This window comes from Sorangium sp. So ce145, from assembly GCF_051525985.1.
Taxonomy (GTDB): domain Bacteria; phylum Myxococcota_A; class Polyangia; order Polyangiales; family Polyangiaceae; genus Sorangium; species Sorangium cellulosum_B.
This window is the reverse complement of the sequence record NZ_CP150315.1, coordinates 10,401,909-10,415,572: the sequence shown is the minus strand read 5'-3', so window position 1 is coordinate 10,415,572 and position 13,664 is coordinate 10,401,909. Positions and strand designations below refer to the sequence as shown.

The 13,664-nt window shown below is 72.4% G+C and carries 10 protein-coding genes; 6 read left to right on the top strand and 4 right to left on the bottom strand.

What is annotated here, in order from left to right:
* Positions 1-41 precede the first annotated feature (41 nt).
* A complete protein-coding gene (gene mrtC / locus WMF34_RS38705) occupies positions 42-884 on the bottom strand; it encodes a myxosortase MrtC (protein ID WP_437990935.1) in 843 nt (280 codons plus the stop codon).
* Between the two features lie 224 nt (positions 885-1,108).
* Here mrtC and WMF34_RS38700 point away from each other — a divergent pair, with 224 nt between their 5' ends.
* The 5 genes from WMF34_RS38700 (at position 1,109) to WMF34_RS38680 (ending at position 8,293) form a co-directional block, all read left to right on the top strand.
* Positions 1,109-2,494, top strand: a complete 1,386-nt coding sequence (locus WMF34_RS38700; protein ID WP_437990934.1) for an extensin family protein — start codon at positions 1,109-1,111, stop codon at positions 2,492-2,494.
* A 191-nt stretch (positions 2,495-2,685) separates the two neighbouring features.
* Positions 2,686-3,678: a serine/threonine-protein kinase gene (locus WMF34_RS38695; RefSeq protein ID WP_012240211.1), complete on the top strand. Its 993-nt coding sequence runs from the start codon at positions 2,686-2,688 to the stop codon at positions 3,676-3,678.
* Positions 3,675-5,045 carry a serine/threonine-protein kinase gene (locus WMF34_RS38690; protein WP_437990933.1) on the top strand — a complete coding sequence of 457 codons (1,371 nt, stop codon included), beginning with the start codon at positions 3,675-3,677 and terminating at the stop codon, positions 5,043-5,045. The genes WMF34_RS38695 and WMF34_RS38690 overlap by 4 nt, the downstream gene beginning before the upstream one ends.
* Before the next feature lie 61 nt (positions 5,046-5,106).
* Positions 5,107-6,090 carry a hypothetical protein gene (locus WMF34_RS38685; RefSeq protein WP_437990932.1) on the top strand — a complete coding sequence of 328 codons (984 nt, stop codon included), beginning with the start codon at positions 5,107-5,109 and terminating at the stop codon, positions 6,088-6,090.
* Positions 6,091-6,178: 88 nt separating this feature from the next.
* Positions 6,179-8,293, top strand: coding sequence for an ATP-dependent helicase (locus WMF34_RS38680; protein ID WP_437990931.1), 2,115 nt, complete (start codon positions 6,179-6,181; stop codon positions 8,291-8,293).
* A gap of 218 nt (positions 8,294-8,511) precedes the next feature.
* Here the strand turns inward: WMF34_RS38680 and WMF34_RS38675 are convergent, their stop codons facing one another.
* Positions 8,512-10,176, bottom strand: a complete 1,665-nt coding sequence (locus WMF34_RS38675; protein ID WP_437990930.1) for a nitrite/sulfite reductase — start codon at positions 10,174-10,176, stop codon at positions 8,512-8,514.
* A gap of 85 nt (positions 10,177-10,261) precedes the next feature.
* Between WMF34_RS38675 and WMF34_RS38670 the strand changes: the two genes are divergently transcribed.
* Positions 10,262-11,458, top strand: coding sequence for a trans-sulfuration enzyme family protein (locus WMF34_RS38670; RefSeq protein ID WP_012240206.1), 1,197 nt, complete (start codon positions 10,262-10,264; stop codon positions 11,456-11,458).
* On the opposite strand, the gene WMF34_RS38665 is transcribed toward WMF34_RS38670, so the two are convergent.
* Both WMF34_RS38665 and WMF34_RS38660 read right to left on the bottom strand, forming a co-directional pair.
* Positions 11,455-12,006, bottom strand: a complete 552-nt coding sequence (locus tag WMF34_RS38665) for a response regulator transcription factor (protein ID WP_437990929.1) — start codon at positions 12,004-12,006, stop codon at positions 11,455-11,457. The genes WMF34_RS38670 and WMF34_RS38665 overlap by 4 nt on opposite strands.
* A 7-nt stretch (positions 12,007-12,013) precedes the next feature.
* A complete protein-coding gene (locus WMF34_RS38660; protein WP_012240204.1) occupies positions 12,014-13,486 on the bottom strand; it encodes a sensor histidine kinase in 1,473 nt (490 codons plus the stop codon).
* Between the last annotated feature and the right edge of the window lie 178 nt (positions 13,487-13,664).

Here is a 13,664-nt window from a genome sequence, read left to right as displayed (position 1 = left end):
AGCGCCGCGAGAGGCGCGGTCCGCGCCCCCGAGCGAGGCGCTCACGGCGACAGGCCGTAGCCGCGGGCGAGGGTGAGGGAGAGGAGGTTGCACGCCGCGTGGAACACGACCGGCGCCCCGATGCCGCCCGTGCGCGCCCGCAGCCAGCCGAAGAGGAGAGCGGGGAAGAAGACGGCGAGCCGGGCCGGGTGCTGGATCGTGAGTACGTGGCCGATCGCGAAGATCGCCGACGAGAGGAGCCACGCCGGGCCGAGCGTCGCGCCGGCGACGCGGAATCGCGGCGGGAAGACGCGGTCGAGGGCGCTCTGGAGGTAGCCCCGGAAGAACGCCTCCTCGGGTAGCGCGACAACGAGCAGCTGCGCGGCGATCTCGTCGGCGAGCGAGGGCGGCGGGCGCAGCACGAACGGCGAGGTCGCGCCCCAGTACAGCCGGTAGCCCAGCCAGAAGAGCGGGAAGACGATCGTGGCGACCAGCGTCGCCCAGGCGACGGCGTGGAGCGCGGCGCGGGCGAGGCGCCTCGCCGACAGCGGCACGGGCTCGAGGAGCCCTCCGAGGGACAGGCCGTGGGCGCGGATCGTCGACTCGTCGTACCTCAGCACGAGCCAGGACGTCGCCGCGAAGAACGTGAGGCCGACGAGCGTGCCGGCGTAGCTCTTCGGCGCGGCGTAGGACACCGCCGTCACGGCGGCGGTCGTGATGCCAGCGGCGAGGAGCGCGCGCGCCGCGGTCGGCTCGGGCGGCCGCGGGCGCGCGCGCTCGTCGACGCTCGCGTGCGCGGCGTTCGCGGCGTTCGCGGCGTTCGCGTCTGCCGGCGCGCCAGGTGTCTCGTCGCCGGCAGGTGCGCTGGCGTCTCGGCTCGGTTCGATGGGTGTGGGCGGCTGCAAGGCGTGTTCGTCGCGGAGGGGAGCGCGCGGTGCGGGGGCGTACGCGGGGATCGCGGCCGCGCGCGCTCAGCCTAGCCGCCACGATGTCCCTCCGCGATGGTCAGCGCTCGGGGCGGCGCGATTCGGGGGCTGCACACGGGTCCAGCCACCGCCCATTTTCTAGCCTTCCAGCCCGGCCACGTTAGAGTGCGGCCGCTGTGGCGTTTTCCCGACTTCGCTGTCTGATGAAGCCGTTGGCCTGCGCGCTGCTTGCGTCCGTCGCGACGCTCGGTCCGGCGCCCGCGTCGGCCGCGTCGCCGTTCCTCATGACGCCGGAGGCGAGCGTCGCCGAGGCGTCTCCGGCGTACCGCTACGCCAACATGACGAACGAGGAGGCGCTGGCGGAGCTGGATCGGCGGAAGATCCTGTACCTCAAGGTCGACCACGCGCCTGGGGTGCGCGCTCCGATCCGGCTCACGGGTCGGCTGAACGGCGTGAACTTTCATTCGGTGCTCCCGCCCGAGCAGCGCGTGACGAGCATGTTCGAGATCCTGGACGCGCGCCTCGCGCTCGCCCTCGACGATTTTGCGGCCGTGCTCTCGAGGCACGATATCGACGAGGTCGTCCATTACACGATGTATCGACCCAACGTGCCGATGCGCGGCCGCGAGGGCGTGGACGGCGACGGAGAGCACGGGCACCCGATCGCTCATGCCAAGGCCGCTGACAGCGCCGTGCAACGGGCAGCGGCCGCGGACGGCGCTGCCCGCGAGGAATCGACGAGGCAGGCCTCGCCGGTCGAGCCTGCGCCGCCGGCGGAGCTCGGCAAGAAGGGCGCGCTCGATGGGACGTCCAAGGCACCTGAGGAGCGGCCGCGACGCCTGAAGGAGAAGGGTGCAGCGGCGGCCGCGCCGAAGGAGAAGGGATCCGCGGAGGCCGCGCCGAAGGAGAAGGGTGCAGCGGCGGCCGCGCCGAAGGAGAAGGGATCCGCGGAGGCCGCGCCGAAGGAGAAGGCCGCAGCGGGGGCGGCGCCGAAGGAGAAGGCCGCAGCGGGGGCGGCGCCGAAGGAGAAGGCCGCAGCGGGGGCGGCGCCGAAGGAGAAGGCCGCCCTGGAAGCCGATCCAGGCGCCGCTTCCAAGGCTCCTGGCCAGCGGACGCGGACGATCGCTGCGCGCAGCGGGCCGGCCAAGAAGGACGCCGGCAAGGCCGGAGCGCGCCGCGCTGCTCGGCGCAAAGCCGCGGGGCCGACCCGGGCGACAACGTCTCCGGTCAAGCACCGTGGCGACGTCGCGCTGCGCAGCGATGCAGGGCAGAAGCCCCGCGGCACGTGGGCTCCGCCGGGCACGCGGCACCCCGCCGGCCTGGCCATCGACGTCGGTGCGCTCAAGAAGCGCGACGGCACCTGGATCAGCGTCGCGCGCCACTTCCACGGCCGCATCGGGGACAAGACCTGCGGTGAGGGGGTGCCCCAGCCCGAGCTCCCCGAGGCGCGCGAGCTCCGGTCCATCGTGTGCGAAGCGGCGGACCTCGGGATTTTTACCTACGTGCTGACGCCCAATTTCAATGCGGCGCACGCCGACCATTACCATATGGAGATCAAGCCGGGCGTCCGGTGGTTCCTCTATCACTGAGCGAAGGCCGCGCGCCCCTTGTACAGCCCTGAACGGCTCGCAGCGCGCCCCACTGCACATCCGTTGATTGCGCGTTTTTTGACGATCTGAGCGGTTTGTTCGCGCAACTTCCGCCACGAGAGCGACGATTCCCTTCCCGAACGAAGGCGCCGGCGCTCCGCCGCGCGCCCCCGCGAGGGAGGTCGACGGACATGGTGCAAAAGAAAGACGGACAGCCGCTGCCGGGGACTTCGTACCGCGTGCTCCGTCGGATCGGGGCAGGCTCGTGCTCGGAGGTCTTCGAGGTGACCGGGCGCCGCGGCCAGCTGCGCGCGCTCAAGCTGCTCCGCGCCATGCACGAGGGGTCGAGCGAGATCGGAGCGCGCCTGGTCCAGGAGGGGCGCGCTCTCTCCGCGCTGAACCATCCCCACATCGTGAAGGTCGAGGAGGTCGGCGTGACGAGCGACGGCCGGCCCTTCCTCGTCATGCCGCGCCTCTTCGGCGAGACGATGCGCGAGCGGCTTGACGCGCGCGGACCGCTCGCGACGCCCACCGCCGTGCACATCGCCATCCAGGTGCTCGGCGGGCTCGCGGCGACGCACCGCGCTGGCATCGTCCACCGCGACATCAAGCCGGCGAACGTCTTCCTCGCGCAAGCGAGCTGCGCCGAGCAAGGCGTTGCCGATCTGGAGAGCGCGCCCGGTGTGCCCGAGGCCGAGCACGCCGTGCTCATCGACTTCGGCATCGCGAAGGTGAGCCGCGAGGGGCTGGAGCCGTCGACGGGCTCGAACGTCCTCGGCACGCCGCGCTACCTGTCGCCCGAGCAGATCCGCGGCGAGGAGGTCGACGCTCGCACGGACGTGTACGCGGTGGGCCTCCTGCTCTTCGAGGCGATCACCGGGCGCGGTCCGTTTCCGGTGGTCGACTCGATGGCGGTGATGCGGGCGCACCTCAACACACCGGCGCCGCGGCTTCGCTCGCTCCTCTGGGTGCCTCCGGCGCTCGATCATGCCGTCGCGCGCGCGCTCGAGAAGGATCCGGGGCTCCGCTGGCAGACGGCGGACGCGATGGCCGCCGCGCTCGCGGAGGCGCTGGGCGAAGGCGGGGGCAGGGAGACGCCGGCCCACGGCGGGGCGGGGCGCGCCGCGCCGCCGGACGGCGAGCGCAGCGCGCGGGCGCACCTCGCGGTCGGAGAGGCGCGATGAGCGGCGCGTCCGCCGAGTGCTCCGGGGCGCGCACGCTGCTCTACGCGCGCGGGGTGTCGCTCGCGCCGAGGGCGCCTCTCGCGCGGTCGCTCCGCGCGCCGGGCGAGGGCGAGCCGTCCGAAGGCGCGTGGCCGCTCCGCGCGCCGGGTGAGGGGGAGCCGCTCCCCGGCACACCGTATGTCGTGCTGCGCCTGCTCGGTCAGGGCGGCATGGGCGAGGTGTACGAGGTCGAGCACCGGGCGCTCGGCCGCCGGTTCGCGGTGAAGGTGCTGCACCGCAGCCACGCGGGCCGCAGCGATCTCTCGGCGCGCCTGCGCGCCGAGGCGCGCTCGATCGCCCGCCTGCGCCACCCGGGTCTCCCCGACGTGTTCGATCTCGGCGTCACCGACGGTGGCCGTCCGTACTTTGCGATGGAGCTCCTCGAGGGGCGCGATCTCCGGACCGAGCTCGCGCGCCTCGGCGTGGTCGCGGTCCCGACCGCGCTCGACCTGGTCCTGCAGGCCCTGTCCGCGCTGTCGCTCGCGCACGCGGCGGGCATCGTCCACCGCGATCTCAAGCTCGAGAACCTGTTCCTCTGCGACGACGGCACGCTCAAGGTCCTCGACTTCGGCGTCGCGAAGCTCCTCCACGCCAGCGCCTCGCTGACCGCCCCGGACGCCGTCATCGGCACACCCAGGACGATGGCGCCCGAGCAGTGCGCCGCCCAGCCGATCGATCCGCGCGCGGACATCTATGCGATGGGGCTCGTCCTCTACGAGCTCGTCGCCGGGCGAGGCCCCTTCGACGAGCTGCGCGGCCGGGGCGACGCGCTCCGCTTCGCTCACTGCGAGCAGGAGCCTCCTCCTCCCTCGCGCTTCGCGCCGCAGCCGATCCCGGCGGCGCTCGAGCGGCTGATCCTGCGCGCGATCGCGAAGGCGCCCGAGCATCGCTTCCAGACGGCCGCCGACATGGAAGCCGCTGTGCGCCGAGTGCACGTCCGGTTGCACGACGGATCGCAGTCGAGCGCCGGGCCGGTGGTCAGCGCGACCGCGCTCACCCCGACCGCGGCCGACGCCGTCGCGGCCTGCACGCCTGCGTGCGACTCGGCATCCGCCGAGGCGCAGCGCCGACCGCTGCTCGCCGCGTCGGCCGGCGCCGCGCGCCTCTCGCGCCGCCCGAGGGCGCGCTCGACGCGGCGCGCACCTCCGGCGCGGCCCGTCGCCCGTGCGGCGTCGCGCGCCTCCGCGCTCGCCGTCTGCGCGCTCGCCGTCGCGTCGGCCGCGCTCGGGCTCGCGCTGGCGCAGCGCTGGATCGCGGCCAGCGAGCACCCCGCGCCCGCGCCGCCGTCCGCGCACGCCGGGGCGCAGGCGCGCTCGGCTGTAAGGTAGCCTCGCCGCGCCCGTTCTCTGGTCGACACCGCAAATGCGGAGTGGAGGGACCATGAACCGGATGCGACGAATCGGGCTGGCTTGTTTGGCGATATCGCTCCTCGCGGGCGCCGCCGGCTGCGGCGGCAGCACAGCGGCCCGGCCGGCGGACTCCACGGCAAAGGGGGGACGCGCGATCACGGGCGCTCCCGAGCCCTCCAGCGCACAGGGGTTCCAGGACGGCGCCGCGTTCGACGAGCCGGGCGCGCCCGCCGCGCCGCCGTCGATCGACGCCTCGCCCGCGGCGCCTTCGGCCGAGATCGAGCGGCCCTCCGCCACGGGCGGCGCCTCGCGCGCCGAGGGGGCCGCGCGCAAGGCGCCGAGCAGCCAGGTCGCGCCGGAGCCCATCGATCGCCCGGGCCTCGGCACCGAGTGGGGGGAGACGCGCGTGTCGCGCATCTCGACCGCGCCGTTCGTCCGGGCCGACGTCAACCGCCCCTTCGTTGTCGCGAGCCTGTTCTACAACGACGCCGAGGGCGCCCGCGCCATGGCGAGCGCGTCCGGCTTCCGCCGCACGTCGCCGCGGGCGTTCACCTTGGCGGGCGGCGCCGTCGCGGTCGGGCTCCGCGGCGACGGCGGCGGCTTCCTGAGCGGCTTCGTCGCCGGCGAGAAGAGCCACGTCATCGGCGAGGCCGGCCAGCGCTACAGCATCGTGCTGCGCAACCTCACGCCGACCCGGATCGAGTGCGTCGTCTCCGTCGACGGCCTCGACGTCATGGACGGCCAGGCCGCGACGTTCAGCAAGCGCGGTTACCTGATCGAGCCCCACGGCGAGCTCGAGATCGACGGCTTCCGCCAGTCCGTCGACACGGTCGCCGCGTTCCGCTTCGGCTCGGTCCGCGGCTCCTATGCGAACCAGAAGCACGGCGACACGAGGAACGTCGGCGTGATCGGCGTGGCCCTCTTCAACGAGCGCGGGACGACGCCCTGGACGTTCGACGAGGTCCAGCGCCGCCGGGAGGCGAACCCGTTCCCTGGGCAGTTCGCCACGCCGCCCGGCATCTGAGCCTTTCCAGCGGGCATCTCGCGCCTCCTCCGCGCTCCGACAAAATCAAGCTCCCGCTCCGCCGCGCGCCGGGCTAGGCCACGGCACGGTGTCGGACTTATTGAACCCGTCTCAACGTGCGGCCGTCGAGCACGAGCTCGGGCCAATGCTGGTGCTCGCCGGCGCAGGCTCCGGCAAGACCCGGGTGGTGACCACGCGGATCGCCCGCCTCCTCGATCGCGGCATCCCGGCGCGCTCCATGTTGGCGATGACCTTCACCAACAAGGCCGCCGCCGAGATGCACGAGCGCGTCGGCAAGCTCGTCGGCTCCAAGGTCGCGCGCGAGCTCAAGGTCTGCACCTTCCACCGCTTCGGGCTCGACGTGCTCGGCGCGGAGACCCGCGCCCTCGGCCTGCGCGGCGGCTCCTTCGCCATCTTCGACCAGTCCGACGCCCTGGGGGTCATCCGCGAGATCCTCCGCGAGCTCCGCGCCGGCAAGAGCTACGACGTCAGCGCGATCCTCTCGCGCATCTCGAACGCCAAGAACGCGTTCCTCGACGCCGAGACCTGGGCCGAGGCGCAGCGGCAGGGCAAGGGCATCGACGAGTACGACGAGATCTCGATGCTCGTGTACCCGCGCTACATGGCGGCGCTGCGCTCGTTCCAGGCGTTCGACTTCGACGATCTCATCTGCGAGGTGGTCCGCCTCTGGCAGACGCGCGCCGACGTCCTCGAGCGCTGGCGGATGCGCTACCGCTTCGTGATCGTCGATGAGTACCAGGACACGAACCGCGCCCAGCTGGAGCTCCTGCGCCTGCTCTGCGGCGAGCACCGCAACGTGGTGGTCGTCGGCGACGACGACCAATCGATCTACGCCTGGCGCGGCGCCGACGTGCGCAACATCCTCGATTTCGAGGAGCATTTCTCCGGCGCGAAGGTCGTCAAGCTCGAGCACAACTACCGCTCCCGCAAGCCGATCCTCGACGTCGCGAACGCGGTGCTCGCCAAGTCCGGCGCCCGGCGGCACAAGAAGTCGCTCATCGCCACCCGGGTGGAGGGCGACAAGGTGCGGTCCATCATCTGCGTGGACCCCGACGTCGAGGCGAGCTTCGTGGCCACGGAGGCGCAGCGCCTCCTGGAGCGGGAGGCCGCGCGGCCGAAGGACATCGCCGTGCTGTACCGCTCGAACCTCCAGGCGGCCGCGATCGAGTCGGCCCTCAAGGAGCGGCAGATCCCGATCCGGATGATCGGCGGCCAGCAGTTCTTCGAGCGCAAGGAGGTCAAGGACCTCATCGCCTACCTCCGCGTCGCGCTCAACCCGGGCGACGAGATGTGCCTGCGGCGCATCCTGAACTACCCGGCGCGGGGCATCGGCGACGCCGCGGTGGCCAAGCTCGGCGCCTACGCGACGGCGCACGACGCGTCGCTCTGGACGGCGGTGTCGCGGCCGCACGCCGTCCACGAGCTGACCTCCGCCGCGATCGAGGGCTGCCGCCAGCTGCTCCGGATCATCGAGGCCACGCGCGCGCGGTTCGAGCGCGGCGAGCCCTCCGCGGAGGTCGCCCGCGCGCTCCTCGCCGACGCCGGCTTCAAGGAAGACATCATGGCCGGCTCGTCCACGGCCAACGCCGCGGCGCGCCGCTGGGGCAACATCGAGGGCCTGCTCAACGTCTTCGCGCGCCGCGACGAGAAGGGGAAGGGGGACCGCGCGAGCTTCGCCGAGTTCCTGCGGCTGCTCGCCCTGCGGCAGGACTCCGAGGAAGAGGAGGCCACCGACCGGGTGACGCTCACCACGATGCACGGCGCAAAGGGGCTCGAGTTCCCGTACGTGTTCGTGATCGGCCTGGAGGAGGGGCTGATGCCTCACCAGCGCAGCCTCGACGAGCGCGCCACGGACGCCGCGCCGAGCGGCGCGGAGGGCGGCGACACGGGCGGCCACAGCATCGAGGAGGAGCGGCGGCTCTTCTACGTCGCGGTCACGCGGGCCCGCGATCGGCTCTACCTCACGCGGGCGAAGCACCGCGGCTCGCGCGGCAAGATGGTGCCGAGGACGCCGAGCCGGTTCATGCTCGAGATCCCCCCCGAGCTCCTCGAGGAGCGCGAGGAGCTCGCGCCGGTCGCTCCGGGGATGGAGAAGGTGAAGGCAGGGGCGGCCGGCGTGCTGGCCGCGCTGTCGATGAACCCGTTCGCTGGAGATCCCCCCCTCATCCCGCGCCGCCGCTGAGCGGGGCTCACCCGCTGCGGATACGGGCCCACCTCGACGTCTTCGGTGCTCGGCGTGCTGGAGCACGCCTGCGCGCCGAAAACGCCGATCTGGGCCCGTCTCCTGTGCGGGTGAGCCCCGCTCGGCAGCGGTAGGGTCAGGACGCCAAACGAGACGGCGTCCTGGCTGCTTTGGCGATGTGGCGAGGTGTCAGGTGCGGCGGGATGGGGAGGGGGGGCTCAGAGCGCGCCCTCGGCGGCGGCGAAGCCGGCGCGGGTGATCTCCTGCACGCCCTTGCGCGTGACGAAGTCGCGGAAGCTCTCGCCCTCGGCGCGGCCGGCCATGTAGAAGCGCGCGATCGCGGCGATGACCTTGGGCGTCTCCTCCTCGGGGATGCGGCCGTCGAGGCGCTCGCCGATGCGCGCGCTCGGGCCGCAGCCGCCGCCCACGCGGAGCGAGTAGTGCGGGCGCTCGACGCCGTCCTTGCCCTTCACCATCAGGCCCGTCATCCCGATGTCCGCGACGTGGTGCTGACCGCACGAGTTCGGGCACCCCGAGATCTTGATGTCGAACTCGCCGAGCGCGCTGACGAAGTCGTCGGCCTCCTGGCGGCTGCCGTTCGGCACCAGGTGATCCCGGATGCGCGCGCCGACCTCCATGCTCTTCGTGATGGCGAGCGTGCAGTAATCGCCGCCCGGGCAGGTCACCACGTCGGTGATGTGCCCCGAGTCCGCCTCGGCGAGGCCGATCTGCGAGAGCTCGCGGTGCAGGTTGAGCAGCTGCCCCTCCGGCACCCAGCGCAGCACGAAGTTCTGGGTGTTCGTCGCCCGCACCTCGCCGTTGCCGTAGCGCCGCGAGAGGTCGGCCAGGCGCCTCAGCTGCTCGCTCGTGATGTCGCCGAGCGGCAGCTTGACCGTCGCCACCCGGTAGCCGGTCTGCGTCTGCGCGATCGTGTTGGTCCGCTTCCAGCGCGCGAACGCGCCGTCGCCGAGCGTCTCCCGCAGCGGCGTGAGCGGGGGCGGAGCGCTCTCCCGGTACCCGGCCACCTGCTCCGTCAGCTCGGCCGCGAGCGCGTCGCCGCGCTCCGCCTTGATGCGGGCGAACTCCTCGTCGAGCCTGCGCAGGAACTCGGCCTCGCCGATCTTGCGCAGCAGGAACTTGAGGCGCGCCTTCTTCCGGTTCTTCCGCTCTCCGTCCCGGTGGAACACGCTCACCACGGCCTCGCACATCGGCAGCAGATCGGACTCCGGGATGAACTCCTTCCAGAGGTGCGCGATCTCGGGCGTCGAGCCGAGCGAGCCGGCCACGTAGACCGTGAAGCCGCGCCCGCGGTCGCCGATCTTCGCGAGCAGACCGATGTCGTTGATCATGATCTGCGCGTGATCGCGCGCGCTCCCCGAGAAGGCCACCTTGAACTTCCGCGGCAGCCGCCGGTTGTGCTCGTGGAAGAGGAAATGCTCGGTGACCGCGAGCGCATAGGGCGTCACGTCGAACACCTCGTCCTCGACAACGCCAGCGAGGTGGGACGCGGTGATGTTGCGCAGCGTGTCCGCGCACGCGCCGACCGTCGTCACCCCCGCGCGCGCGAGCACGCGCTGCAGGTCGATCGTCTCCTCGATCTCCAGGTAGTGGAGCTGGATGTCCTGGCGGGTCGTGACGTGCGCTAGCCCGCGACCCCACCGCTCCGTGACTTCCGCGAGGGCTTCCAGCTGCGCAGCCGTGAGCTGCCCTCCCGGAATCTTGATCCGCTGCATGTGCTTCACGTGCGCGAGCTGCGCGTAGACACCCATGGCCAGCCGCAAAGGACGGAACTGGTCGGGGGTCAGCTCACCACGTTTGAATTTGGCGACGTTCTCGGCGTGTACGTCGATGGCCGCCGCAAGGCGCTCGACTCGTTGCGACATATCCGATGGTATTCCCTATATTTCCGACGCGTCAAGTGCGACAATTATCGCGGCCGGTTCCATGAGGGTTCCAGCCCCCAGCACCATGAAGACCGCTCTGCCGAACTCGACCGAAGCTGTGCACGCGGGCGTACTCCGCCAGCGCCCCTCCCACACCCTCGCGCCTGCGATCGCGCAGACGGCGACCTACACCTTTGCGAACACGGCGGACCTCGAGCGCTATTTCGCCGGAGGTGACGCGGATCCCGAGCGGCAGGAGTACGGCCGCTACGGCAACCCCACCGTGCGCGAGGTCGAGCAGCGCATCGCGGCGCTCGATCGCGCCGAGGACGCCCTGCTCTTCGCGAGCGGGATGGCGGCGGTGACGACCACGGCGTTCGCGCTCCTCAAGGCGGGCGACCACGTCATCCTGTTCCGCGACGTGTACCGCCGCACGCGGCAGTTCGTGATCAACGTGCTCTCCCGGCTCGGCGTCGAGCACACGCTGATCGACCCGGGCGCGTTCGATCAGCTCGAGGCGGCCATCCGGCCGCGCACCCGCTTCGCGCTCAGCGAGTCGCCGACGAACCCCTACCTCCACTGTATCGACCTGTCCCGCTTCGCCGAGATCTGCAAGAAGGCGCGGGTGAAGACGGTCGTCGACGCGACGTTCGCGACCCCTTGCAACTCCGACCCGATCGGCCGCGGCATCGACCTCGTGGTCCACAGCGCCAGCAAGTACCTGTCCGGCCACAACGACGTCCTGGGCGGCGCGGTCTCCGGATCGAGCGCGCTGATCTCGCTGATCCGCGACCTGCGGAGCGTCCTTGGGGGCATCATGGATCCCCACGCCGCGGCGCTGATCGGGCGCGGGATGAAGACGCTCGCGCTCCGCATCGAGCGGCAGAACGCGACCGGGCTCGCCGTGGCGCGCGCGCTCGAGGCGCACCCCGCGGTGGAGCGGGTGTTCTACCCGGGGCTCCCGTCGCACCCGGATCACAAGGTCGCGGCCGAGCAGATGCGCGGCTTCGGCGGCGTCGTGAGCTTCACCGTGCGCGGCGGGCGAGAGGCGGCGTCGCGCGTCGTGGACGGCACGCGCGTCGCCGCGATCGCCCCGAGCTTCGGCGGCGTGGAGACGCTCATCGAGCAGCCCTGCATCATGAGCTTCCACGAGCTCAGCGACGAGCAGCTCGCGGCGATCGGCATCTCCCCCGCGCTGATCCGCCTGTCGGTCGGCATCGAGGAGACCGAGGACGTCGTGAGGGACGTCCTTGGCGCGCTCGACGCGCTCGGCGGGGCCTAGCCCCCGAGCTTCTTCAGCTTCCGCTGCAGCGTCCGCCGGTCGATCCCGAGCAGCTTCGCCGCGGTGGCCACCACGCCGCCCGACTCCCGGAGCGCGGCGCGGATCGCCTCGCGCTCGAGATCGTCGAGCTTCAGGCTCCCCGGCGGCGGCGTCGTCGCCGCCGAGGGCGGGGGCCGCTGGCGGTCCCGGAGGCTCGCGGCCTCGCGCAGCAGCTTGTCCGCGTCGACGGGCTTGCTGAGCAGCGTGTCGGCGCCCTCGCGCATCGCCGCCACCGCGAGCGGGATGTCCCCGAACCCGGTCAGCATCACGATCGCCGCGTCGGGCTGCAGCTTGCGGTACTGGGCGAGCGCGCTGAGCCCGTCGCCGCGCGGCATGCGGTAGTCGATGACCACGAGGTCCACCGGCTCGTACTCGAGCGCCACGAGCCCCTCGTCGATCGTCGCCGCCGTCCTCGCCACGACCCCGCGGCGGCGCAGCGCGCCCTGCAGGGTCGTGCGGAACGCGTCGTCGTCGTCCACGAGGAGCGCCGTCTCGATCCGTCGCGTCATCTTCACCTCAAGCGGCCCCGGAGCGCTTCAGCGCGCCGGGGAGATCCGCGTCCATGGGGCCCGTGCCCCCGTCGAGGCGGAGGCGCAAGGTCGCCTTCGCGCCGCCGGTCTCGACGCTCTCCATGCGCAGCACCGCGTTCATGCGGGAGGCCATCATCGAGCTGATGTAGAGCCCGAGCCCCATGCCTCCCTGCTCCATCTTCGTCGTCTGGAACGGCTCCCCGAGCCGCCCGGCGATGTCGGGGTTGAGCCCCGGCCCGCTGTCGGAGACCGCGATCTCGCAGAGGTCGCCGCGCTCGACGACGCTCACCTCGATCCGCTGCTCGGCCGAGTCGGCCGTCGCCTCGGCGGCGTTGGCGAGCAGGTTGACGAGCACCTGGCAGAGCGCCGGCCGCAGCACGTCCGCCTGCACCGGCCGCGGCGTGTCGAACGCGAGCTCGCCGCGGTAGCCGAGCCGCGCGAGCTCGACCTTCGCCAGGTCGCGCACGAAGCGGGTGAGCTCCAGCGGCTCCATCCGCTGATCGAGCCGGATCTGGCCGCGCATCAGCCCGATGATGTCGCTCGCGCGCCGCGCCTCGCCGGCCACGGTCTCGGCCATGCGCGCGGCGTCCTCGGAGCCCGTCTCGCGGGCCACGTCGACGAGGTCCTTGCTCGCGAGGAGGATCGTCGCGAGCGGCGTGCTGAGCTCGTGCGACATCCCGCCGACCATGCGCCCGAGCATCGCCAGCCGCTCGTTCCGCTGGCTCTGCTGCCGGAGCTCCTCGAGCCTGTGCGCGTAGACGACGACGAAGAAGCCGAGGAACAGCGTCAGCGACGTCAGCGACACGAGGTCGCCGAGCCGCCGGATGCGCTCGCCGCCGAGCGGCGCCGCGTCGAGCGGCAGCGGCGTCGCGTACGTGAGCACGGCGATGGCGGCCAGCGTCAACAGGCCCACGAGCACGGTCGTGCGCCGCGGGCAGAGGAGGCCGGAGAGCGCGATATGGAAGGCGAGGAAGACGGCGAAGGGGTTCGCCAGCCCGCCCGAGAACCAGAGCATCCAGGCGTTCGCGATCACGTCGCCCACGAGCTGGGCGCGCGCGTGATCCTGCGCGGGCTCGCGCGCAGAGGGCTCGCCCCCGTCCGGCCGGCGCGCGCGCCGGACCCGGAAGGTCCAGGCGACGTTGGCCGCCGCGATCGCGGCGATGCCGACGATCAGCGGAGCGAGCCCGAGGTCGGGGACGAGCTTCCTGCCCGCGACCGTCGTCGCGATCATCCCCGCGATCGCCCCCCACCGCAGCTGGATCAGCCACCTGTCGGCGGTGTCCCAGGAAGGGGGCTTCGGCCCGGAGAGCAGGACCGCGAGCCGCCGGCGCGCTGCAGGGGGCGCGCTGCTCTTGGCGGGGTCGTGCCCTGCGTCAAGCGACCATGGCTGGAAGGAGGAGTGCATCCGCGCGCGGACAGGGGGGCTTTCCAGGGCGCGGTCGAGGCGTCCGGCGTCCATCCCGGAGCAACCTTCCGACGTGGCCTTGCATCCGCTCCCTTGTACCGCGCACGAAAGCCGCGAGCACGCGCGAGGTGCGCCCCGGCCCACATCCGGGGGGTGTCAGGAAAAAACCCAGCGAATACCGTGGGTTAGAATTGTTGGCTGGATTACATTCGGCCTCGCGCCAGCGGGGCGC